The sequence below is a fragment of the Vibrio sp. Vb0937 genome (genome assembly GCF_033338855.1).
Window position 1 is genome coordinate 1 of sequence record NZ_JAWOTK010000212.1, and the last position, 1,353, is coordinate 1,353.

The 1,353-nt window shown below is 43.8% G+C and carries 1 protein-coding gene; it reads left to right on the forward strand.

Annotated features, from left to right (window positions below; all coding sequences use genetic code 11):
• Nucleotides 1-143 precede the first annotated feature (143 nt).
• On the forward strand, nt 144-1,353 hold a 1,210-nt coding region (locus tag R7P67_RS24515), incomplete at its 3' end, for an MFS transporter (RefSeq protein ID WP_318086276.1).

Consider the following 1,353-nt stretch of genomic DNA (forward strand, 5'->3'; position numbering starts at 1 on the left):
AAGCAAATAACAAACTTCACATTAGAAAATATAGTGCGTCTTTTGTTAGTTATGCGACAATTATTTCAATACTCAATATCTCGTTTAAGTAACATTTAACAGAAATAATCACTATCTTTCTCCGCTAATGTGAGTACAAAATTATGTGGAATAAACTAAACAAATCTATGATGTTCTGCCAAATGATGTTTGGCTTATCATTTTATGGCGTGTTAGTGAGCTTAACTCGCTTTTTTCTAGAAGATCTAAATTACAACGAAGCCGATACGATGATGATCGTGGGCGCTTTTTCTGCCATTGGGCCATTGTTTGCCATCGCTGGCGGATTTATTGCGGATAAGTTTTTAGGAGCTTACCGCTCTCTGTCCATCGCCTTTCTGGCGTTCGCTGCGGGTTACGTTTTGCTGGTACTTGGTGCTTCGGCGACAAACGTTCCTTTATCGATGTGTGGTATCGCTCTAGCAAGCTACGGCCGTGGTTTGATGTCACCTTCTTACCCAAGTCTTTACAAACGCACTTTTAAATCACAAGAAGATTTCGAAAAAGGTTACCCAATCAACTATTCGGTGAACAATGTCGGCGCTTTTTTAGGCCAGTACCTGTTCCCGATGATCGTGCTGGTAATTGGCTTTAACGGCGGCTTTACCATCTCTGCCGTCATGGCAGGCGCTGCGCTTGTGATGTTATTGATGTTCAGAAAGGGCCTAACTGGTGTAGCCGCTGAACTTGACCAAAAAGCGGTAAGCTTGAAAAACTGGGTATTCTTCGCACTGATTTCCGTCGCCATGATCGCGTTGGTGTTCTTCATGTTCTCAAACATGGATATTGGTCAAAACATCGTTTATGCCATCGGTGGCGCTGCGATTCTTTACTTCGTCTCTTTAATGCTGAAAGCCAGCAAAGCCGAGTCATTGAAGATGGGCACCATCCTCATTGTGACCTTCTTGACTACGTGTTTCTTCGTCTACTACGGACAAATGATGACGTCAATGAACATGGTGGCAATCAATACTTTGAAAGGCTCACTGTTTGGCTTTATCCCACTTGAGCCAGAAGCAGCAATGGCAATGAACCCACTTTGGTGTATGGTTGGTGGCCCTATTGTTGCGGGTTTCTTCGGTATGCTTGAAAAACGCGACGTTCACCTTTCGACAGCGACTAAAATCGCGATGGCATTTGTACTCACTGCAATTGCATTTGGCATCCTAACGTTTGCGGTCACAACCGTTGGTGAAGATGTGGTGATCATGCCTGAAATCTTCTTGGCGATTCACTTCTTCCAAGCCATTGCGGAAGTTATCGTTGGTTCAATGGTTGTGGCATTCATTCTGTCTGTAGCACCAAAACACATCG